Source organism: Prevotella sp. PTAC (assembly GCF_013166535.1).
Classification (GTDB): domain Bacteria; phylum Bacteroidota; class Bacteroidia; order Bacteroidales; family Bacteroidaceae; genus Prevotella.
On record NZ_JABKKK010000012.1, the window covers coordinates 133,513 to 154,977 of the forward strand.

The 21,465-nt window shown below is 54.0% G+C and carries 14 protein-coding genes and 1 tRNA gene; 5 read left to right on the forward strand and 10 right to left on the reverse strand.

The window, feature by feature from the left end; all coding sequences use genetic code 11:
• Positions 1-53: 53 nt before the first annotated feature.
• The 6 genes from rseP to tsaB form a co-directional block, all read right to left on the reverse strand.
• Positions 54-1,424, reverse strand: coding sequence for an RIP metalloprotease RseP (gene rseP / locus HPS53_RS10440; RefSeq protein WP_104368858.1), 1,371 nt, complete (start codon positions 1,422-1,424; stop codon positions 54-56).
• A gap of 61 nt (positions 1,425-1,485) precedes the next feature.
• Positions 1,486-2,649, reverse strand: a complete 1,164-nt coding sequence (locus HPS53_RS10445; RefSeq protein WP_172206081.1) for a 1-deoxy-D-xylulose-5-phosphate reductoisomerase — start codon at positions 2,647-2,649, stop codon at positions 1,486-1,488.
• A gap of 82 nt (positions 2,650-2,731) precedes the next feature.
• Positions 2,732-3,253, reverse strand: coding sequence for a ribosome maturation factor RimM (gene rimM / locus HPS53_RS10450; protein WP_172206083.1), 522 nt, complete (start codon positions 3,251-3,253; stop codon positions 2,732-2,734).
• 32 nt (positions 3,254-3,285) lie between these two features.
• Positions 3,286-4,599 (reverse strand): UDP-N-acetylglucosamine 1-carboxyvinyltransferase, encoded by a 1,314-nt coding sequence (gene murA, locus HPS53_RS10455; RefSeq protein WP_172206085.1) that lies wholly within the window; start codon positions 4,597-4,599, stop codon positions 3,286-3,288.
• Between the two features lie 20 nt (positions 4,600-4,619).
• Complete coding sequence (locus HPS53_RS10460) at positions 4,620-5,228, reverse strand: DUF4290 domain-containing protein (RefSeq protein ID WP_172206087.1); 609 nt, start codon at positions 5,226-5,228, stop codon at positions 4,620-4,622.
• Between the two features lie 7 nt (positions 5,229-5,235).
• Entirely contained in the window at positions 5,236-5,928 is a 693-nt protein-coding gene (gene tsaB, locus HPS53_RS10465; protein WP_172206089.1) for a tRNA (adenosine(37)-N6)-threonylcarbamoyltransferase complex dimerization subunit type 1 TsaB, read from the reverse strand.
• Between the two features lie 266 nt (positions 5,929-6,194).
• Between tsaB and bglX the strand changes: the two genes are divergently transcribed.
• A complete protein-coding gene (bglX, locus tag HPS53_RS10470; RefSeq protein ID WP_172206091.1) occupies positions 6,195-8,459 on the forward strand; it encodes a beta-glucosidase BglX in 2,265 nt (754 codons plus the stop codon).
• 418 nt (positions 8,460-8,877) lie between these two features.
• On the opposite strand, the gene HPS53_RS10475 is transcribed toward bglX, so the two are convergent.
• Positions 8,878-10,173: a hemolysin family protein gene (locus HPS53_RS10475; RefSeq protein ID WP_172206093.1), complete on the reverse strand. Its 1,296-nt coding sequence runs from the start codon at positions 10,171-10,173 to the stop codon at positions 8,878-8,880.
• 549 nt (positions 10,174-10,722) lie between these two features.
• Here HPS53_RS10475 and dapF point away from each other — a divergent pair.
• The 3 genes from dapF (at position 10,723) to HPS53_RS10490 (ending at position 15,238) form a co-directional block, all read left to right on the forward strand.
• Positions 10,723-11,592 carry a diaminopimelate epimerase gene (gene dapF, locus HPS53_RS10480; RefSeq protein WP_172206095.1) on the forward strand — a complete coding sequence of 290 codons (870 nt, stop codon included), beginning with the start codon at positions 10,723-10,725 and terminating at the stop codon, positions 11,590-11,592.
• Positions 11,593-11,673: 81 nt separating this feature from the next.
• Complete coding sequence (locus HPS53_RS10485; protein ID WP_172206097.1) at positions 11,674-12,906, forward strand: LL-diaminopimelate aminotransferase; 1,233 nt, start codon at positions 11,674-11,676, stop codon at positions 12,904-12,906.
• 142 nt (positions 12,907-13,048) lie between these two features.
• Positions 13,049-15,238, forward strand: coding sequence for a glutamine synthetase III (locus tag HPS53_RS10490; protein WP_172206099.1), 2,190 nt, complete (start codon positions 13,049-13,051; stop codon positions 15,236-15,238).
• A gap of 194 nt (positions 15,239-15,432) precedes the next feature.
• Here the strand turns inward: HPS53_RS10490 and HPS53_RS10495 are convergent, their stop codons facing one another.
• The 3 genes from HPS53_RS10495 to HPS53_RS10505 form a co-directional block, all read right to left on the reverse strand.
• Positions 15,433-17,913, reverse strand: a complete 2,481-nt coding sequence (locus HPS53_RS10495; RefSeq protein ID WP_172206101.1) for a TonB-dependent receptor domain-containing protein — start codon at positions 17,911-17,913, stop codon at positions 15,433-15,435.
• A 75-nt stretch (positions 17,914-17,988) separates the two neighbouring features.
• On the reverse strand, positions 17,989-18,207 hold the full coding sequence (locus HPS53_RS10500; protein WP_104370107.1) for a hypothetical protein: 219 nt from the start codon (positions 18,205-18,207) through the stop codon (positions 17,989-17,991).
• Positions 18,208-18,464: 257 nt separating this feature from the next.
• Complete coding sequence (locus HPS53_RS10505) at positions 18,465-20,411, reverse strand: glycoside hydrolase family 97 protein (RefSeq protein WP_172206155.1); 1,947 nt, start codon at positions 20,409-20,411, stop codon at positions 18,465-18,467.
• Between the two features lie 831 nt (positions 20,412-21,242).
• Between HPS53_RS10505 and HPS53_RS10510 the strand changes: the two genes are divergently transcribed.
• A tRNA-Arg gene (locus HPS53_RS10510) sits at positions 21,243-21,314 on the forward strand.
• Positions 21,315-21,465 lie beyond the last annotated feature (151 nt).

The following is a 21,465-nucleotide window of genomic DNA, read 5'->3' on the forward strand; positions in this document are numbered from 1 at the left end:
ATTGTTTAAGTTTCGCTATACTCTTTTATTTTCCGCTCTTTCACGTCCAACCGTTACATATATCCGAGCCAGCGGAGTATATCGTTAAGATTTGCCACCACCATCAGCAGGATGAGTATGCCGAAACCGATGTATTCGGCTCTTATCATAAACGTCTCGCCCGGTTTGCGGCGTGTGATAATCTCGTAAAGGAGGAACAGTACGTGTCCTCCGTCGAGAGCCGGAATGGGCAGTATGTTCATGAAAGCGAGGATGATACTGAGAAATGCCGTCATCTTCCAGAACATATACCAGTCCCATGTCGGCGGGAAGAGACTTCCGATAGCCCCGAATCCGCCTATAGACTTGGCTCCGTCGGCCGTAAACACATATTTCATGTCGTCCACGTATGTCGACAACACATGAAAACCATACTTAACTCCGGCCGGGATGCTCTCGAAGAAACCGTACCGGCGTGTCACCGGCTTATAAAGTGCGGCATACGTTTTTGCGGTAATGCCGAGTTTGAGGTCGGGCGAAAGCATCACTACAGCCGTGTCGGCAACTCCTTGCCGCAACGTGACAATCGTAGCCGTGCGTGCCTTCATACTGTCGGCACTCGTCGTGGCAACGGCCATGACATCACCAAGCTTACCCATTTCGTCGATAAACGTATTGTAACTATCTATCGCCTTGCCGTTGAACGCTATTATCCTGTCGCCTTTCCGCATCCCGGCTTTCTCCGCCGCCGTGCCCGGCACGACGCTGTCGAGCACCGCCGGCGTGAGAGGACGCACGAACGGGGGCACTGTTTTGAGCATACCGAGCAGATTTATATCGCCCGGCAGACTTATGCTCACCGGCTTTCCGCCGCGAATAAGGTCTACACGGTGTGCTTCGGATATGCCACGGAGCATGTCTGCGCTGAAATCCTTGAAATCGCCCTTGTCCGTTCCTATGAGAATATCGCCGTCACGGAAACCGAGCGCCTTTGCCTCGGTGTTGAATTTCATGCCGTATGTCATGTCCTTGGCGGGAATATAGGTGTCTCCCCACACGAAAAGTATCATAGCATAGATAAACAGCGCAAGCAGAAAATTGACCAGAACGCCGCCTATCATGACAAGCAACCGCTGCCAGGCGGGCTTCGAGCGAAACTCCCACGGTTGTACCGGCTGCTTCATTTGCTCGGTATCAAAACTCTCGTCTATCATACCGGATATCTTGCAATAGCCGCCCAGAGGCAGCCAGCCCATGCCGTATGTGGTGTCGCTGTTCTTTGGCTTGAACTGGAACAGGTGGAACCAAGGGTCGAAAAACAGGTAGAATTTCTCTACCCTGATACCGAAAAGTTTCGCAAAGAAAAAGTGACCGCCCTCATGGAGCAGTACCAAAATAGATATTGCGAGCATGAACTGCAACGCACGTATTAAGAATATTTCCATTTATGAATTATGTATTGTGATTTGATTATCGTTTATGGACTGCAAGGTTACATCCCTCCATTCAGCCGCGGCTGTCTATCAACCCGGCAGCCACACGCCTCGCCTCCTCGTCTGTTGCCACATAGGTATCGTAAGTAGGGTTTGAGTCGAACGCCACACGGCTCATTGTCTTCTCTATAACATCGCTCATCTGCAAGAATCCGCAACGATCTTCAAGAAAGCCGCGGTTCACTATCTCGTTGGCGGCATTGACAATGCAAGGCATATTGCCGCCTTTCCTTATCGCTTCGAACGCCAGGCCAAGACAGCGGAACTTCTCCGTGTCGGGCTTGAAGAACTCCAACGGATGGCTGAAAAGGTCTAACCGTTCCGATGTAAGACGCAGACGGTCAGGATAAGAGAAAGCATATTGTATTGGCATACGCATATCAGGCACGCCGAGCTGTGCCTTTACGGCTCCGTCGCAGAACTGGACCGCACTGTGAACGATAGACTGCGGGTGTACAAGCACCTCTATCTTGTCGGCATCCACACCGAAAAGCCATTTGGCCTCGATAACCTCAAAACCCTTGTTCATCATCGTGGCACTGTCTATCGTTATCTTGGCCCCCATGTCCCAGGTGGGGTGACGCAGTGCGTCTGCCTTAGTCACGGCTGCCAATTGCTCCATGGTGAAATTACGGAACGGACCTCCCGATGCCGTGAGGAGTATTTTCTCGACCTTATTGTCTCCCTCGCCGGCAAGGCATTGGAATATCGCCGAGTGCTCACTGTCTACCGGAAGTATCGGCGTGCGGTATTGCGCCGCCAGTTCGCAGATAAGCTGTCCTGCCACCACAAGCGTCTCCTTATTCGCCAGACATATCGTCTTGCGGGCCTTTATGGCATGTATCGTAGGCGAAAGACCGGCAAACCCTACCATCGCGGTAAGCACCATATCTATCGGTCCGGCCTCCACTATCTCGTCAAGAGCTTTCGCACCGGCATAAATCTTTATGTCCGGCTCGTCGGCCAACAGCGCTTTCAACCTGTCATAACGCTGTTCATTGGCTATGACAACGGCGGCAGGCTTGAACTTCCTCGCCTGTGCCGCAAGCTCCTCCACCTTGTTGTTCGCCGTGATACAATACACCTCATACAGTTCGGAGTGCTCCTCTATCACCCGAAGAGCCTGCGTTCCTATCGAACCGGTTGAGCCGAGTATCGCTATTTGTTTTTTCTTCATTTCCTTTTTCTTTTATAATGCAGGGATGCTTATACATAGAACACGCAGCACCGGCCTGTCACCGGAGCCGGGGTCAGAATCCCTATCCGACGCCATCAATATCGAGAAGTCCGTCCGGCAGGTTCATGGCTATCACTCTCCTATCCGTGTCCACGCTGTCGATAAGCTCGTCTTGCGCCGGAATGAGCTGCCCGTCTTCAAGCTCGAAGAGCGTGTTTACCGTGGTGTCATCGACCGAAACGATCCTGCCCACAGACTTTCCGCTGCGCGAGTCTAACACGTCGAAACCCACTATCGCCGCCCATGAGAGGTTGTCACCGCCTTCATCGGATATGCTTCGGGGAAAAAAGACGTCGGTATTTGTCAGTTCCGAGGCGCGCTCCTGCGTGTCTACATCCTCAAATTTCACGAGTGCGGTCTCATTGCTTCGAAACCGGTACTCATCAATAAAAAACGGAACGAGTATTCCGTCTATCGAGAGTATGAGGTAGTCGCAGTCCGTGCGGTCGAAGATATCATCATCGAACATAAACGTTATCTCGCCCTTCACACCGTGCGGCTTGCCCAACCGTCCTATCTTATAAACATCGTCTTCCCTTATCATACTATTATTCTACCCTCGGTTATGAATATATCTCACATGGGTTGCTCCCTTATTATCCTTGCGCCAAGGCCGTTGAGCCGCGCTTCTATATTCTCATAGCCGCGGTCTATCTGCTCTATATTGTCTATACGGCTCGTCCCATGGGCACTCATGGCCGCTATGAGCAGAGCTATTCCGGCACGTATGTCCGGACTGGACATGCGTCCCGCGCGCAGTGTTATCTTACGGTCGTGCCCCACGACCACGGCCCTGTGCGGGTCGCAGAGGATCACCTGCGCCCCCATATCTATAAGTTTGTCTACGAAGAAGAGCCTGCTCTCGAACATTTTCTGATGAAACAGCACACTGCCTTGTGCCTGTGTGGCCACCACTATGAGCACCGACAGCAGGTCGGGAGTCAGTCCCGGCCAAGGTGCGTCGGCTAGAGTCATTATTGTCCCGTCGATAAACGAGTCTATCTGATAATGATCCTGTTTAGGTATTATTAGGTCTTCGCCGTCGTGCTCTATTTTAACACCGAGACGGCGGAACGCCTCCGGTATGATGCCGAGGTTTCCGGGAGACACATCCTTTATGCGGATACCGTCGCCCACCATTGCCGCCATGCCGATAAACGAGCCTACCTCGATCATGTCGGGCAATATCCTGTGCGTAGTGCCGTGCAGCCTATCCACTCCCACGATTGTAAGCATGTTCGAAGCTATACCGCTTATACATGCGCCCATATTGTTGAGCATGTGGCACAACTGCTGTATATACGGTTCGCATGCAGCGTTGTATATCGTCGTGGTACCCTCGGCAAGCACCGCCGCCATTATGATGTTGGCCGTTCCTGTCACCGAAGCTTCGTCGAGCAGCATGTAACAGCCTTTCAGCCGGTCTGTTCCTATCTCGTATACCCCCCTTTCCTCAACGTGACGGAACTTAGCCCCGAGACGTTCAAAACCGAGAAAGTGCGTGTCGAGACGCCTGCGCCCTATCTTGTCGCCGCCCGGTTTTGTGATTACGGCCTTGCCGAAACGGGCGAGCAACGGGCCTATCATCAGCACGGAGCCGCGCAACGAAGCGCATTTTCTGACAAACCCGTCGCTTTCCATATAGCCGAGATTCAGTTCGTCGGCCTTGAACGAATAGTCATTCGTCGTCAGCCTCTCCACCTTCACTCCTATATCTTTGAGCAGAAGTATGAGGTTTTTGATGTCGAGAATATCCGGAATATTGCTTATCCTCACTTCCCCGGCCGTGAGCAGCGATGCGCATATCACTTGAAGAGCCTCGTTTTTGGCTCCCTGCGGTGTTATCGTTCCGCTTAGCGGATGACCGCCTTCGATGATGAATGCCGACATACCTTAATTATATATATGTGTCACTTGCGTTTCTTTCTTCTCTGGTTATCGCCCGAGCCGCCTGTGCTTATCTTGTCAAACCTGAATGTATTGAGGTCAAGCTGTATCTTACCGTCAGTGAAGCGGGCCAGGTCGGAAGCCACCTTCTCGTCGTCCATAGAACCGTGCCCCCATGTTGTCAGGTCGCGCTTCATCTGGTTGGCCACCATCCGTGTCAGCTCGTCGCGCTCGTCGCCCTCCGGCATGGCCTTCAACTTATCGAACATTTCTTCAAGCAGATGCCCGTAGTGGCGCAGCCTCACCCTGTCGCCCTTGCCGGGTATCTGCATCGGCGAGGGCTTGTCGAGTATCTTCTCGGCCGCCTTCACGTCATACGGCCACTCTATATCAAGTTCCCTGCGGCTTATAAGATACAGATGGTCCCACAAAGTGCGCTCGTAGTCGGCGTTTTCACGCAGTTGCGGCACCTTGGTGGCCATCATTCTCACGATGGCCTCGGCACAGGCCTGGCGCTCCGCCCTGTCGGCCAGCGACACGGCATAGTCTACCATCTTCTGTATCTCACGGCCATATTCCGGCATCATCAGCGGTTCGCGCTGCGTGTTGTAGTCTAATCCTTTTATTTCCATAAATACGTTAAATCAGCTTTTTACTTTCCTTGGCCACGAAGTCTTTCAGATAGAACGGCACAAAATACGCCGTATCTTCCGTCTTGCCCTCCGCCATGCGCTTCTCCGCAAGCGGAAACATCCACTTGGCCAACGGCTTGACGCCCTCTATCAACCGGGCGTTCGGGTGAGCTATCGTCTCCATGCACTTGCATGCGCCGCCACCGAAGAAATATACGGGTCGCCCGTCGAGCAGCCCTTTGTATGTATCGGCAGTCACGATGTCGGCTCCCACTGGGCGTACAGCGGTCAGCGCACGGTCGTATATCCCGGCATACACTTCCATCCTGCGGGCATCTATCATCGGACATACAAGCGCATCGTCCTCAATATCATCATGCCCCAACAGCACGGGTACGCACATCAGTTCAAGCGTGGGCACGGCAATCAACGGGATGTCACGGCCGTAGCATACGCCCTTTGCCATCGACACTCCGATACGCAGGCCTGTATACGACCCCGGGCCGCAACTTACCGCCACGGCGTCGATACCTGTTCCCGCCTCATCGCAGAACGAAAGAGCCTCGTCCACAAACACGCCGAGTTTCACTCCGTGGTTCGGGCCGTCGTGATCTTCCCTGTTAAAAATACACTCGCCATCGTTGCTGACGGCCACGGAACACACGTCCGTGCTCGTCTCTATATGTAATATGCAAGACATAGTCTGACTATCCGAATTATTATAATTTGCAAAAATACGCTTTTTTTCCGTAATCATGCTTCCATTTATCAGAAATTAACGCACGGCACGCAGCTTTTACGACAACAGCCATACAAAAGAATCATGACAATGCGCCATTATGCGTGGCGGGCTGTACACATCCGCACACGCAGGCTGCCATTTTCAGGTATACGGAAATGCCGTATATGCGGATTTATGAGTATCTTTGCGAACATTAAGACTACCATCAACCAAAAAGCAATACAATGAGAAGAATATTACTGGCCGCAGTCCTGGCGATGCTCGGCACGTCTTTGCCCGCAAGCGACAAGACAATGGACGGCTTCATATCCGGACTGATGCGCAAGATGACCCTGCGCGAAAAGATAGGGCAGCTGAACCTGCTTCCCGCCGGCGAGATAGTGACAGGAGCCGAGATTAACACCGAGGTCAGCGGAAGCATCGCCGCCGGCGACGTCGGCGGAGTATTCAACGTCAAGGGAACAGACAAGATAAGGGCATTGCAAGAGATAGCCGTGCGGAAGAGCCGGCTCGGCATCCCGCTCATCGTCGGCATGGACGTGATACACGGATACGAGACGATATTTCCAATCCCGCTCGCCCTGTCGTGCTCGTGGGACACGGCGGCCGTGGAACGCTCGGCACGCATCGCCGCCCGTGAGGCCAGCGCCGACGGTATCTGCTGGACGTTCAGCCCGATGGCCGACATCGCTCTCGACGCGCGGTGGGGACGCATCAGCGAGGGTAACGGTGAGGATCCGTATCTCGGCTCACGCATGGCAGCCGCCATGGTACGCGGCTATCAGGGCGACTACAGCCGTGCCGACAACATCATGGCATGCCTCAAACACTATGCCATGTACGGTGCCGCCGAGGCCGGCAGGGATTACAGCATGGCAGACATGAGCCGGGTGCGGATGTACAACCAGTACCTGCCGCCATATAAGGCTGCCGTGGAGGCGGGCGTGGGCAGCGTGATGTCGTCGTTCAACGTGGTCGACTGCATCCCGGCCACGGCCAACAAGTGGCTCATGACCGACGTGCTGCGCGGAGAATGGGGATTTGACGGGATGCTGGTAACCGACTATGAGTCGATAAAGGAAATCATAAAGCACGGCACGGCGGAAGACCTCGCCGACGCTTCGGCACAGGCTCTCAACGCCGGTACAGACATGGACATGTGTTCCAGGGGATATATCGGCACGCTTGAGCAGAGCGTACTCGACGGACGTGTGAGCGCCGAGGCCGTAGACAGGGCATGCCGCAGGGTCCTGGAAGCGAAATACAGGCTCGGACTGTTTGACAACCCGTATAAATACTGCGACCCGAAACGTCGCAAGAAAGACATATTCACCGCCGAAAACAGGGCTGCGGCACGTGACATAGCAGCCGAGACTTTCGTGCTGCTGAAAAACGACAACGGCACGTTGCCGCTGAAAAAAGAAGGCCGGATAGCGCTCATAGGGCCGTTGGCCGACACCCGTTCGAACATGGCGGGCACGTGGTGCGTGGCATACACGCCCGAACGGTACTCGACTCTGAGAGAGAGCATGGCACAAGCACTCGGCGGAAAGGCCGAACTGCTATACGCACAGGGCTGCAACATCACAGCCGACGAGCGGCAACAGAAAGACGGTGAGTTCGGAAAGGCCATAAAGCGAGGCGACGACGCGCTCATGAAGGCGGAGGCGCTGGCAGTGGCACGGCAAGCGGACGTGATAGTATGCGCCATGGGCGAGACGGCGGAAATGACGGGCGAGAGTTCGAGCCGCGCCAAGCTGGCCATGCCCGACGTACAGGCGGCGCTGCTCGCCGAGCTCGTGAAAACGGGCAAACCGGTAGTACTGCTAAATTTCTCCGGACGCCCGACGGTACTCACATGGGAGCAAGACAACGTGCAGGCGATAATGAACGTATGGTTCGGTGGCTCGGAGGCGGCCCACGCAATATGCGATGTGCTGTTCGGCGACAAGACGCCCTGCGGCCGGTTGACGGTGTCGATGCCCAGAGCTACCGGCCAGGAACCGCTGTACTACAACCACCTCAGCTCGGGACGACCGGTGGAAGAGGGAGCGAAGCGCTACTACAAGTTCCGCAACAACTATCTCGACGTGCGCAACGACCCGCTATATCCTTTCGGCTACGGGCTGAGCTACACCTCCTTCGAATACGGCGAGCCGCGCCTCAGCGCCGCGACCATGGAGCGGAACGGAGGCGTTAAAGCCACTGTGACAGTGAAAAACACGGGCGACAGGGATGCCGACGAAGTGGTGCAGTTATATATCCGTGACCGTGTGGCGTCGATAAGCCGCCCCGTAAAAGAGCTGAAAGGCTTTCAAAGAATACACCTCAAAGCGGGAGAGAGCCGCGAGGTGACGTTCGACATCACGCCCGACATGCTGAAATTCTACAACAGCGAGTTGAGGCACGTGCTCGAACCGGGCGATTTCAGCATCATGACAGGTCCCGACAGCCGACGGCTGAAAACGGTGAAACTGACGGTGAGATAAACAAAAAAACATGCGACATGTAAGAATAATGTCATGGATTTAACACTTTGTTTTTTCTTGAAATAGAAAACGGAAACGATAAACACCGATATATACAATACGATATGCCGCCTTCCGGAATATGTCGGGAGGCGGCTTTTTCTGCAACGGGATGCCCGTTGTAGTGCGATTGGTTGCCGGTTGCGTTGCGTTTAGCGTCCCGTTGGCTTCCATTTAGACGCTAAACGCAGCGCAACGGGACGCTAAACGGAAAAAACATGCCTGACAGATGAGGCCGGTCGTGTACCGCAAGCAGGCGCATGCCATGTACGACACTGGAATACAGGCACTTGAACAAAAAACTCTCATAACCCGTGTTTTTGCGACCACGGGACTTTAATTTTAAAACAAGCGAAACATGAGAAGCTCTTTGTAAATATTATTCCGAATCGGAAGCGGCCTCCTCGCATATCATGGAGACAGCGATTTTGTCGATGCGCACCTTATCCATATCGACCACCTCGAACTTGAAACAGCCCCAAGTGAACACGTCTCCTTCGGCGGGCACACGGCGCAAGCTCTCCATCACAAGACCTCCCACGGTGGTGTAAGACGCCGGCTCGTAGAGATCTTCCCTGTCGAAATAGGAGAGAAAATCGTATATCATGCACTGCCCGTCGACGAGCCACTCCTCTCTGTCGTGGCGTTTCACGATGGCCGGCCCGTCGATGCCCTGCGGAATGTCGCCAACAAGGCCTCCGAGAATGTCGCGCAGCGTGACTATACCTTGGAAGCAGCCATACTCGTCGTATACGAGACCTATATGCTCGCCACCCCGCTTGAACGTGTCGAGAGCGTCGTAGACGGTCATCGTCTCAGGCAGGAACATACCGGGCGTCAGCTCTTTCTCTATGTTGAAGTCGGCAGACCCGAGCGTGAGCATGAGCCTCTTTAGAGATATGACGCCGCAGATGTCTTCCTTTTCCTTGTCAAACACGGGATAAGAGGAGTGCAGATCTTCGGCGAGAACCTTGCGGACACTTTCCTCATCCATGTCTACCGTAAGACACGACACATCCTTGCGGCTCGTCATGATGACCTCTATACTGCAGTCGCCGAGCACGAGGGCACGCTCCATGATGTCCTGTTCCACCTCACGCACCTCTCCCGAGTCGGTTCCCTCCTGGATGAGCGACTTGATTTCATCTTCCGTCACCTTCGACGTGTTATCGCCGATGCACAGCAACTTTACTATAGCGGATGTGGAAAAAGACAGAAGCCACACTATCGGGAAAGTGAACACGGACAGCAGCTTCATCGGGCCGGCCACAATCTTGGCTATGGCATCGGCACGGCCGAGACCTATACGCTTGGGGACAAGCTCACCGACGACTATAGACATATAGGTGACCACGGTGACTATCACAACTTTCGAGAGGCTCAACGCCAGTTTCGGAGCTACACCCAGACCGGCAAGATAATTGCCGAGGTCGGTAGCGATAGTGGCGCCTGAAAACAAACCGGTAAGTATGCCTATCAACGTTATTCCTATCTGTACGGTCGACAGGAAACGGTCTGGTTCATTTGACAGTTCAAGAGCCGTTGCGGCATTTCTGCTGCCGTCCTTGGCATCGGCCGCGAGCTTGGATTTCCGTGCCGATATAAGAGCGACTTCCGACATGGAGAACACGCCGTTGAGAAGTATGAGTGCGATGATTATTATAATATCGTCCATATATTATGTTATAAATCGAAATTACGAAAAGAACATCACCGGCCGCAACGGGCGGATGTACGTCGCCCGAAACGACAATCCGGCAGTATATCCGCGGCCGGCAGCGGCCTCGCATCGTCCACTGGCAAAGCGGCCGAGACAGCCCCGGGGAATTTCTTTGCGTGCAAAAATAGCACTAAAATCGCACACAATGAAATAATTGGTCTGATATTTCCCTTACATTATAGACTTTTTCGTTAAAGCAACTTAAATATTCCGGACCGCTGACAGACCAAAGCCGGGACACCTGATGCCGCTTCAAGACAGCGGCAGAGAGCACATTGATACCGCTATGGCATGAATTGCCGCGGCCGGCTTATAAAGGCATTTATTACAAGCGGGACATGTTTTAAATTAAAATGAAAAGCCGGCATAAAACTTACAAATCACTACTTTTTGATTAAAAGTTGATGAAAACGCCGCCATTTAAGCCAGTTTTATCGCCAATCTCTGTAACTTTGCGGCATGAACGAATAACAAAACGGTGTTTAACGTCAAAAAGTTTACGGCATGGCACATACTGTCAGATTTACGAAGATGCACGGAGCGGGCAACGATTATATATACGTGGACACGTCGATATACCGCATCAGCAACCCACAGGCCGTGGCAAAGGCATGGAGCAGGCCGCACACCGGCATCGGAAGCGACGGGCTTGTGCTGATAGGCAGAAGCGGAACCGGAGATACCGGCTTCACGATGAGGATATTCAACGCCGACGGTTCGGAAGCCCTCATGTGCGGAAACGCGGCCCGCTGCATCGGCAAATATCTCTACGACAAAGGCATCACCCGTAAAAAAGAGATAAGACTGCACACTCTATCAGGCATGAAGACACTGCGGCTTCACACAAGGAAAGACGATACGGTGGACAGTGTGACGGTAGACATGCTCGAGCCGGCACTCAGCGACAAGACTAAGGTAGGAAACGAAGAGGGCAGACTGACAGAAGCTGCCATCGAGGCCGACGGCCGCAAATACACAGGCACGTTCGTATCGATGGGCAACCCACACTTCGTTGTATTCACGGATAACATCAGTAGTTGTGACATCGCCCGGAGCGGGGCGGCGCTCGAACGCCATCCCATATTTCCGGAGCGGTGCAATATCGAGTTCGCGGAGGTGCTGCCCGACGGCGACATCCGCACACGGGTGTGGGAACGGGGCAGCGGAATAACCCTCGCCTGCGGCACGGGAGCGTGCGCCACGGCTGTGGCGGCGGCCGTCACGGGACGCGCCGGAAGACGATGCGGCATTGTGATGGACGGCGGACGGCTCGAAATAGAATGGAACGAGACCGACAACCATGTGTACATGACGGGACCGGCGGAGTTTGTTTTCGAGGGACAGGCAGACATTCCGCAGGAAGACAGGCCATGAAGGGCAAGGTCTCCGGCCATGTCCCGCACCAATCATGACAACATACGGCAAAACTTCAAACAACATATAGAAAGGAACGATATGGCATTAGTAAACGAGCACTTCCTCAAACTGCCGGACAACTATCTGTTTGCGGATATCGCCAAGAAGGTGAACGCATTCAAGGTGTCGCACCCGCAGGCCGATCTTATCAGCCTTGGAATAGGCGACGTGACAAGGCCTGTATGCCCGGCGGTGACGGAAGCCATGCACAAGGCGGTCGACGAACTGGGCCGCAAAGACACATTCAGGGGCTACGGACCCGAGCAGGGATATGCTTTCCTGCGCGAGGCGATAGTGAAGCACGACTTCATGCCGAGGGGAATAAGGCTCGACCCGAGCGAGATTTTCATCAACGACGGTGCCAAGAGCGACACGGGAAACATACAGGAGCTGGTCAGGTGGGACAACAGCATAGGCGTGACAGACCCCATATATCCGGTATATATCGACTCGAACGTGATGATAGGACGGGCGGGACTGGTGGAAAACGGCAGGTGGAGCAACGTGATATACATGCCGTGCACGGCAGAGAACAACTTCGTGCCGCAGATACCCGACCGACGGGTAGACATTATATACCTCTGCTATCCAAACAACCCGACGGGCACGGTGATATCGAAAGACGAGCTGCGCAAGTGGGTGAACTACGCATTGAAGAACGACACGCTCATATTCTACGACGCGGCATACGAGGCTTACATACAGGACGACGACATACCCCACTCCATATATGAGATAAAGGGTGCCCGCAAGGTTGCGATAGAGTTCAGGAGCTACTCGAAAACAGCCGGGTTCACGGGCATAAGATGCGGCTATACCGTGGTGCCGAAAGAACTGACGGCAGGGACGCTCGACGGAAAGCGGCGCATATCGCTGCACAGGTTGTGGTACCGCAGGCAATGTACCAAGTTCAACGGCACGAGCTACATCAGCCAACGGGCGGCCGAAGCCACGTACTCGCCCGAGGGAAAGGAGCAGGTGAAGGCCACGATAGGCTACTACATGGAAAATGCGGGGATAATGCTTGAAACGCTGACCGGTCTCGGTCTCGATGTCTACGGCGGACGCAACTCTCCCTATCTGTGGGTAAAGACACCCGACGGAGAAAGCAGCTGGCGCTTTTTCGAGCAGATGCTTTACAACGCCCATGTGGTATGTACGCCGGGAGTGGGCTTCGGCCCGAGCGGAGAAGGCTACGTAAGACTGACCGCTTTCGGAGACAGAGGCGACTGCGAACGGGCTATGGAAAGAATAATGAAAAGGTGCATATAGCACCGGGAAAACGCTTTCGGGACAGTTCCGCCACAATATCTCAACGCCAACAAAGCCTCTACACCACAGCACAAGTATAACATTACAGTCACACAAACACAAAATAAAACACGGTTATCCATCAAAAAAAGCAACGAGAACAATGGTAAATTTAAGATTTAAGGTAGTAGAAGAGGCTTTCAAAAAGCAGGCCGCAGAAGTAAAGACACCGGCGGAACGACCATCGGAGTATTTCGGCAAATACGTGTTCAACAGGCATAAGATGTACAAGTATCTGCCGGCCGACGTATATGCCAAGCTCATAGACGTGATAGACAACGGCACAAGGCTCGACCGCTCGATAGCCGACGCGGTGGCGGCGGGCATGAAGCAATGGGCAACGGAAAACGGGGCGACCCACTACACCCACTGGTTCCAGCCACTGACGGAGGGAACAGCCGAGAAGCACGACGCCTTCACGGAGCACGACGGAAAGGGAGGCATGATGGAAAACTTCAGCGGGAAGCTGCTCGTGCAGCAGGAACCGGACGCAAGCTCGTTCCCCAACGGAGGAATAAGAAACACGTTCGAGGCGCGGGGATACTCGGCATGGGACCCCACTTCGCCGGTATTCATAATGGATGACACGCTCTGCATACCCACGGTATTCATATCATACACAGGAGAGGCGCTCGACTACAAGGCGCCGCTACTACGAGCCCTGCATGCGGTCAATGTGGCGGCGACGGATGTTTGCAGGTATTTCGACCCCGAGGTGAAAGGCGTTCGCAGCAACCTGGGATGGGAACAGGAGTACTTTCTCGTAGACGAGGGACTGTACTCGGCGCGCCCCGACCTGATGCTCACCGGCCGCACGCTGATGGGGCACGAAAGCGCGAAGAACCAGCAGATGGACGACCACTACTTCGGAACCATACCGGACAGGGTGCAGGCTTTCATGAAAGACCTCGAGATACGTGCCCTCGAACTGGGAATACCATGCAAGACGAGACACAACGAGGTGGCGCCAAACCAGTTTGAGCTGGCTCCGATATTCGAGGAGACCAACCTGGCGGTAGACCATAACATGCTGCTCATGTCGCTGATGAAACGTATCGCCCGCAAGCACGGCTTCCGGGCATTGCTCCACGAAAAACCGTTCGCCGGCATAAACGGCTCGGGCAAGCACAACAACTGGAGCCTGAGCGCAGACAACGGAGTGCTGCTTCATGCCCCGGGAAAGTCGCCTATGGACAACTTGCGCTTCGTGGTGTTCATAGTAGAGACGCTGATGGGAGTATACCGGCACAACGGCCTGCTCAAAGCGAGCATCATGAGCGCCACGAACGCACACCGGTTGGGAGCCAACGAGGCGCCACCTGCCATCATTTCGTCATTCCTCGGCAAACAACTCAGCGAGCTGCTCGACCACATCGAGCTGGCGGACAAAGACGACCTGTTCGGACTCATGGGCAAACAGGGACTCAAACTTGATATTCCCGAGATACCGGAACTGCTCATAGACAATACCGACCGCAACCGCACAAGCCCGTTCGCGTTCACCGGAAACCGCTTTGAATTCCGGGCAGTAGGCAGCGAGGCCAACTGCGCGTCGGCCATGATTGTCCTCAACTCGGCCGTGGCGGAAGCGTTATCTGACTTCAAACGCCGTGTGGACGCACTGATAGAGAAAGGTGAAGACAAGACAAGTGCCATCATAGACATTGTGCGCGAGGACATAAAGGCATGCAAACCGATACGGTTTGACGGCAACGGATACAGCGACGAGTGGGTGGAAGAAGCCGGAAGACGGGGCCTCGACTGCGAGAAGAGCTGTCCTGTGATCTTCGAGCGTTATCTCGACGATGCAAGCGTGGATATGTTTGAGAGCCTGAACGTGATGACAAGGAAGGAACTCGAAGCACGGAACGAGGTGAAATGGGATACCTACACGAAGAGAATACAGATAGAAGCGCGTGTGATGGGCGACCTGTCGCTGAACCATATCATACCGGTAGCTACCCACTACCAGAGCCGGTTGATAAAGAACGTGCAGGGGATGCGTAGCGTTTTCGACACTGACAAGGCCGAAAGACTGAGCGCACGCAACATGAGACTCATTGAAGAGATTGCCGAGCGCACGGCAAAGATAGAGCAAGGAGTGGCCGGACTGGTGGCTGCACGCAAGGTGGCAAACCGCATCAGCAACGAGCACGACAAGGCGATTGCCTACCACGACACCGTGGCGTCACGGCTGGAAGACATACGCAAGGAGATTGACAAACTCGAACTGATAGTGGAAGACAACCTGTGGACACTCCCGAAATACCGAGAACTGCTGTTCATCAGATAATTATAGAAAGGTATCGGCTATCTGCCACATTACTGGAAATATCGTGGACAGCCGTTCACCAGACATAAAAGAAAGGAACCGGAAGCCGTAAGAGCTATCCGATTCCCTCGATTATAAAGCTATACAAATTTCTTTTCGAAGTTGTTTGAAGTTTGCCGCGTGGCCGTGTTGTGAAGCACGGTCACGCTTTTTCGTTACTCATAGCCGCCGTAGCCACCCTGCATGTCGTCGTCGGTGCCCGACTCTTCCTGCCGCTGCCTCTTCTTCGAACTGCTCATGTTTCCGAAATTCCACGTCAGCACGAAGTTGACCCTCGGGTCGCGCCAGTTCTTCTGATGACGGGTGAAGTCATCGCCGGCGGTAAACGTCTCCCACTTACGGGTTCCGAACACGTCGCGCCAGTTCACAGACAGTGTGAACATCTTGTTGAACAACGACTTGCGGACTCCCAAATCGAGGCTGGCGGTGGGCTTGCGGTGTCCCTGCGTGATGACACTGCGCGACCGGTAGTTGCCCGTTGCCTGCAAGGATATGTCGTAGGGAAGTATCAAACCGGCCAGAACACGTGCGTCCCACGAGAAATTCTCGTCCGGTTCGCCGGTTACCGTCGCCCCGTCAATCTCGTAGCTGAAACCGTCGAGCTTGTAGTAATAAGCGTTCAGGGTAGTAGTCAGGTCGAGAATGCGGAACAGTTTGTCTTTCAATATCAGCTCCATACCGGCGCTCCGGCTGCCCGTCACGTTTTCGTGTGTCGAGTACATGACACCGTCCACGTTCCAGCGGACGCTCTGTATCACATCCGTAGTGGGACGATAGTACGCTCCCAGAGACAGTGTATGGTCTGTCCATGTCTTCAAGTAGTTGAGCGAAAACGAGTTGGTATACTCGGGTGTCAGTTCGGGATTACCGAAAGACACCATAGACGCGTCGCGCGTGTTCCTGAAATTATTGAGCTGTCCGCCCCAAGGACGGCGCAGACGACGTGTGTAATTAAGCTGCAACTGTGATGTCTCGGTGAGAGGATAGTTGAGGAAAAGGCTCGGGAAGAGCTGGAAGTAGTCTTTCTTGAAAGGCTCGTCGCGCAGCGAAGCGTCGTGTTCCTGGTCGTAATCATAGCTCTCCGTGTTCACTTTCCAGTACTCTCCGCGCAGTCCGGCCATGACGCCGAGCTTGCCGAGCTTCGTCGTCATGGTGGCATACAGCGCGTGGGTATCCATGTCGTAGATGAAGCGGTTGAAGTAATCACGCTTCTGCGCCATGTCGTGTCCGTCCCAGTTGGCATTGTCTTCCCACAGTTCCTGCGGCGTGTTCTCGTGCGAGAAGCGCCCGCTGTATCCCGCCTCGACCTTTATGTTCTCCGTGATCTGGTTCTCATAGTCGAGCTTTGCCTCCCACGAATTGTTGTTGATGAGCATCGGCCTGTACTGGTACGCATACGCCGTGGGCGCCACCGGGTCGAAGTATGTGGTGCTGTCGCGGTAGTAATTGCTGTCATCGTTCTTCCATTTGTTATACGACAGGCTGAAATCTATCTTGTGCTTGTCGGTGAACGTGTGTGTATATCCAAGTTCCGCGTTATACATGTTCATGTCTCCGCTGCCCTCGCTGCGGCGGAACATCACGTGAGAATCCATCGGGCTACCCACCGTTCCATAGTGATATGGAGTGAGAGACAGGTTGTCACGCTTGCCGATCATGGTCATTCCGGATAGCGAGATGTCGTCTTTCTTGGTGAAGTGCCACGTCAGTCCGGCACGGGCGAAAAGGTTCTTTCCGTTGTGGTCGTCTTCAGCCTCATAGTTCTGATACGTGTTTTTTTCCGTATATGTCTGCTCACTGAGGGAGCCGCCCTTGTTTTTGCGCGAGCGGTAGCCGAGGTTCGCAAAGGCATCGAGCACTCCGCTCGAATAGTTTATGTTGGCTCCTGCCTGCCAGCCGCCCATGGTGTTCATTCCCGCACGCGCCGATCCGTAGTATCCCGCCTTGCGGTCTCGTTTGAGCACGATGTTTATTATGCCGGCCGAACCCTCCGGACTGTATTTCGCGCTCGGGTTGTCTATCACCTCGATCTTCTCTATGCTCTCCGCGGGTATCTGCTGAAGGATCTCCGCACGGTTGTCGGTTGTAAGCCCGCTGGCCTTTCCGTTTATCCAGACCTCTACGCTGGAATTGCCCCGCAACGATATTTCGCCGTCGGTGGTTACTTCGACCGACGGTATGCTTTCGAGCAGATCGCTTGCCGAGCCTCCTGCCGCCGCGAGCACCTGGTCTACCGAGAAGGTCTTGCGGTCTACCTCAAGCTTCATCTGCGACCGCTGACCGGTGACCTTCACCTCTTTCAACGTCCGCGAATCCTCACCTATATATATCATGGGATAAGACACGGCCTTTGCCTTGTCTGTAATGGAAAAGTTGCGTGTGGCGTTCTTGTAGCCCACGAAAGACACCGTGAGCACATAGTCTCCCTTTGCCAGTCCGGTGACATTGAAGTGTCCGCGCTCATCGGTTATGGCTCCCTTGACCATCTTGCCGGTGGCCTGCCACGACACACGGATATTCACAAAGGGCAGCACTTCATTGGTCTGCCTGTCTACAACCTTTCCCTTGACGGTGCCTTGGGCCACTGCCGCAACCGCACTCATCATCATCATCAATACCAATACTATTCGATTCATAACGCTTTATTGGACGATGAGAGCGACAAAAGGTTTAAAACATACCATAAAAACCCCGCAGGAATGACTGTTTTGTCATTCCTGCGGGGTATTTCCGTTAAACTGAGCCGACAGTTCAGAGAAAAAATCATGGTTCAGTATTCTGGATATCGAGAAGAGCAACGACACTCCCAAATCATTACGCTTGAAGATATGGTAAACGTTAGAGCGTTCGCAAGGTATTCTCTCTGCCAGCCAGCATGCGTTGTGTCCTTGCTCAAAGAGCACCTCCTTTATTCTGTTTCCTATGTGCATATCTGTTTTATATTAAGGCAAGCCTATTTTTATGTCATTAATTTATGTATGCAAAGGTAACGAATTTAGACATAATTACATTTCACCCCCCCGAAATAACTTTTATTAACATTATTAACGGTCATTGTGACTGTGCGGATCCAACAAGCAAGCACAAAAACAACATCAAGCAGTTGAAATTTCCGGCTTAAGCGACACTACGAACTTGGCTTTCCCGTATTGAACCCCGGAAAATAATTTTGAAAATCCACGCGCTCTTACATCACCACCGCTCCTCCGTTGGGCTGCATGGTGATTTTCAGTTTGCCCTTACCGCTCACTTTCGCCTCCTTAAGCGTCATTTCGGCCTCGATTTCCGTCCTTGCCGGTTTGTCAGAATAAACGCTTACGGCCTTGCCGGCCATCATGGGAAGATCGAGCGTGAGGGTGAGCGGACGGGCTGTGGCGTTCAGTCCGGCCACATACCAGCGGTCGCCCGAGCGGCGCGCCATGACTACATAACGGCCCGGGTACCCGTCTATGAGCCTCGTCTCGTCCCACGCAGTGGGCACGGAGCGCAGGAAGTCAAGCCCGGCTGCGGGCAGTTCGTCGAGATTGTTAGGTTGCAGGGCTATGCACTGCACGCTCGTCTGCGTCACTATTGCCGCCGCCATCTCAAAGACATCCGTCGTGCGGCGCGGATGACGCCGCCTGTTGTCGCGCGACATGTATCTGTTCATTATAGTGCCGCCCCAGTCCATCGCCGCCACGGCATTGCGGCAGAAGGGATGCAGCGTGAGGTCGAAAGCCTCGCGGCCCGCATGCCAGTCGGAGAAATACACATTCTCCGATGCCAGCACGGCCTCGCTCGCCACGAAGTTGGGATACATTCGCTCCCACCCTCTTGGCAGCGTGCATCCGTGGAACACCACTTGCAGGCCGAAGTCGTTTGCGTCATACAGTATGTCTTCATACAACTGCATGGTATGCTGCTTGTCGCCGCCGAAGAAGTCGACCTTTATTCCCTTCACACTGATACTCTTCAGCCATGCCATCTCACGGCGGCGGGCGGCCACGGTGTTCATCCTGTTCTTGGGAGTCTGCGGCGCGTCGTTCTCAAACCCGTTCGAGTTGTACCACAACAGCAGACCCACTCCCTTGCCTAGGGCATACCTGCTCAACTCGGCTATGCGCTCGCGGCCGATGGTAGCGTCCCAGAAGTTGTCCACCAGGCAATACTCGTAGCCCATCTCGGCGGCCAGGTCGACGAACGCCACCTGGTCCTTATAGTTTATGGAGTTGTCCTGCCATATCAGCCAGCTCCACGTGTAGCGCCCCGGCCGGTATTCCTCCGACGGTTCGTATAGCGGCTCCACCACATCGTAGGCCACGGTTGTCTCGGCGATCGGCCGCAGGTTGTCGGCTACGGTGAGCGTGCGCCACGGCGTGGAACCGGGCAGCGCCATGCCGGCCGATGTCGTCCCGATACCGTTTGCCTCGCCAGCCATAGGGAAAGCTATGGCATATCCCGTCTGCGGGTCATAGTCGCTGAGATGGCAGCCCACATATCCGCCCGTGGTGCCGGTCTCGCTGACGAGCACCCATCCGCTATCGCCCACATGAAAAAGGCATGGGAACGTATAGCCCCGGCCATACTGCGAGCGGGTGTCCATCCTCGCATCGGCCGAGAACACCTCCTCGTAGCTCGGCTTGGTGCGCTTCCAGCCCACCATCGGGTCAGACTGAGGACTGATAAATGTGGTGGTGCCTTCGGGCAGGCGGAAGGCCGTGGCCTCGCCCTCCACTACCATACATGCCGTCTCGCCCTGCATGGGAAACGAATATCTGAAAGCCACATCGTTATCGGCCACCCGAAAGTTTATCGTCATGCGCTGCTTTCCGGCGTTCTCGTAGTAGATATCGAGCGTATTGGCCTTATAGCGTATCGAGGACGCCTTGGCGTTTCTCATGACATACGCCGTGTCTATCTTTCCAGAGGCGTGTCCCGTCTGCGTGAGGGCGGCGCTGAAATCGCCGATATCGGCGCGCAACCCGAGCGACGAGCGCTCCACCATCACACGACCGTCATACGTCACGGAATACAGCGCCCGGCCGCCGTCGTCCTCTACCGTCACAACAAGCCGCCCGTCGGGCGATGCCACCTCAAGTGCCCGCGACGCGACGCACGAGGCAAACACCAATACCGCTGTAAGAAAATGTCTCATTGATTTTATATTCATGATTATGTCACTATGATTATTTTCGCAAAGATAACGCTTTTCCGGCAAAAGCCACAAAGACCGCAAGGATAATTATATCTGGGTGCGAAGAGTTCAGCGGTAAGATCCGGAGTGTACGGTTCATTGCAGCGACGGGTGAGCCACCATGCCGTGTAATTATCTTTACAAAACGGCTCCAATAATTCGTCTGTTTCAAAATAGAAATCCGTAGACAGGAAATATGCGGGTTTTGGACAACTTTGCGTAACACACTGTATATCAAATCGGTACAACCTCCGCGCATATTTTCCTCGCAAACCCCGCCTCACCTACCCGACAGTTTTTTCCATTTAGCGTCCCGTTGCGTTACATTTAGCGTCTAAATGGAAGCCAACGGGACGCTAAACGCAACGCAACCGGCAACCAAACGGGCTCCAACGGGTGTCCCGTTGCAAAAAAAAGCCGCCTTCCGTCACATTCCGGAAAGCGGCCTGTCGCTTTGTGTATCGCGATGCGTATCGCTTTTATTTTCTATCTCACGAAAAAACAAAGTGTTAAATACTTGACTTTATTTTTACTTCCGGTTTTCATCCACCGCCCTGTGCGGGCATGTATATTTCCGATCGGCAAAACAGCTGCCGGCCGCAGCGGCACGTACATCAGGCCTTTTAACATCGAGCACAACCCGGCACACGCCAGCCACGCAAAGCCGCCAATCGGCATGATACAAGAACTATCCGACAGCATGCCAACCCGAACGGATATGAAAAAAATAATCCTTTTCTTTCGGTTACTCATTTTTTTACCGTACCTTTGCATCCTGAAAGGCATCATGTCGCCCTGATAGTTCAATGGATAGAACAACTCTCTCCTAAAGAGTAGATCCGAGTTCGATTCTCGGTCGGGGTACACAGCCCACAAGATATCCCCCTTAATCTTAAAATCCAAGATTTCGCAAAGACAACCACCGGCAGGTGTAAGCGGCTCCGCCATACACTGTGCGTATACCGGCGATTCCGTGATACGCGACCCCGATGCCACGCCGCCTCATGGCATGACA

Excerpts from the sequence above, each read along its gene's own strand:
- rseP (WP_104368858.1), bottom strand. The coding sequence starts at position 1,424 with ATGGAAATATTCTTAATACGTGCGTTGCAGTTCATGCTCGCAATATCT.
- HPS53_RS10445 (WP_172206081.1), bottom strand. The coding sequence starts at position 2,649 with ATGAAGAAAAAACAAATAGCGATACTCGGCTCAACCGGTTCGATAGGA.
- rimM (WP_172206083.1), bottom strand. The coding sequence starts at position 3,253 with ATGATAAGGGAAGACGATGTTTATAAGATAGGACGGTTGGGCAAGCCG.
- murA (WP_172206085.1), bottom strand. The coding sequence starts at position 4,599 with ATGTCGGCATTCATCATCGAAGGCGGTCATCCGCTAAGCGGAACGATA.
- HPS53_RS10460 (WP_172206087.1), bottom strand. The coding sequence starts at position 5,228 with ATGGAAATAAAAGGATTAGACTACAACACGCAGCGCGAACCGCTGATG.
- tsaB (WP_172206089.1), bottom strand. The coding sequence starts at position 5,928 with ATGTCTTGCATATTACATATAGAGACGAGCACGGACGTGTGTTCCGTG.
- bglX (WP_172206091.1), top strand. The coding sequence starts at position 6,195 with ATGAGAAGAATATTACTGGCCGCAGTCCTGGCGATGCTCGGCACGTCT.
- HPS53_RS10475 (WP_172206093.1), bottom strand. The coding sequence starts at position 10,173 with ATGGACGATATTATAATAATCATCGCACTCATACTTCTCAACGGCGTG.
- dapF (WP_172206095.1), top strand. The coding sequence starts at position 10,723 with ATGGCACATACTGTCAGATTTACGAAGATGCACGGAGCGGGCAACGAT.
- HPS53_RS10485 (WP_172206097.1), top strand. The coding sequence starts at position 11,674 with ATGGCATTAGTAAACGAGCACTTCCTCAAACTGCCGGACAACTATCTG.
- HPS53_RS10490 (WP_172206099.1), top strand. The coding sequence starts at position 13,049 with ATGGTAAATTTAAGATTTAAGGTAGTAGAAGAGGCTTTCAAAAAGCAG.
- HPS53_RS10495 (WP_172206101.1), bottom strand. The coding sequence starts at position 17,913 with ATGAATCGAATAGTATTGGTATTGATGATGATGATGAGTGCGGTTGCG.
- HPS53_RS10500 (WP_104370107.1), bottom strand. The coding sequence starts at position 18,207 with ATGCACATAGGAAACAGAATAAAGGAGGTGCTCTTTGAGCAAGGACAC.
- HPS53_RS10505 (WP_172206155.1), bottom strand. The coding sequence starts at position 20,411 with ATGAGACATTTTCTTACAGCGGTATTGGTGTTTGCCTCGTGCGTCGCG.